The 774-nt window shown below is 42.2% G+C and carries 2 tRNA genes and 1 rRNA gene; all 3 read left to right on the top strand.

Annotation, left to right across the window (positions count from 1 at the left end):
- Positions 1-58: ribosomal RNA gene (locus ACVBIU_RS20475) — 16S ribosomal RNA — on the top strand; the annotation flags it as partial.
- 74 nt (positions 59-132) lie between these two features.
- Positions 133-209: transfer RNA gene (locus ACVBIU_RS20470), tRNA-Ile, on the top strand.
- 65 nt (positions 210-274) lie between these two features.
- Positions 275-350: transfer RNA gene (locus tag ACVBIU_RS20465), tRNA-Ala, on the top strand.
- Positions 351-774 lie beyond the last annotated feature (424 nt).

The following is a 774-nucleotide window of genomic DNA, read 5'->3' as shown; positions in this document are numbered from 1 at the left end:
TGGGGTGAAGTCGTAACAAGGTAGCCCTAGGGGAACCTGGGGCTGGATCACCTCCTTACCTATACGACTAACTTAATAGTTGTTGAGTGTTCACACAGATATGCTTGTCGTAAAGAAAGAGCAAATTACGTTGGGTCTGTAGCTCAGCTGGTTAGAGCGCACCCCTGATAAGGGTGAGGTCGGTGGTTCAAGTCCACTCTGACCCACCAAAATCTTTGTTTTCTCCTAAACAAGGGTTTTGTATTAACGTAAATTTGTTTGACTGCATGTAAATGGGGCTATAGCTCAGCTGGGAGAGCGCCTGCCTTGCACGCAGGAGGTCTGCGGTTCGATCCCGCATAGCTCCACCATTTACTTACTTTTTTGCTGAAATTGTAAGCTCATGCACTGGTTAGAGATGCCAAAGATAAATGCAGAATTTATCTTTGGCTTTTTTAAGCCCGCTCTTTAAAAATTTGGAAAGCTGATAGTGTTAATCTGAAAGGGATAACGACTGCGATTTATCGTGTTGTTATTTATAGGATTAGCGCGAAATTAAAAAATTGAGTTCTAAAAACACTTAACATTAAGTGTCTTGGCTTACTGCTTCACATTTATTTGTGAGGGAGTGAGTAAAAAATTCTAATTTTGGCGAAAGTAGAAACCATTAGTTACAGTACGGCTGTGTTGAGCTTACCCGCTCAAGACAACGAGTACGTCTCATAGAGACTTATTTGGGTTGTATGGTTAAGTGACTAAGCGTATATGGTGGATGCCTTGGCAGTCAGAGGCGAT

Source organism: Shewanella sp. 30m-14 (genome assembly GCF_052977125.1).
This window is presented reverse-complemented; position numbering and strand designations above follow the sequence as displayed.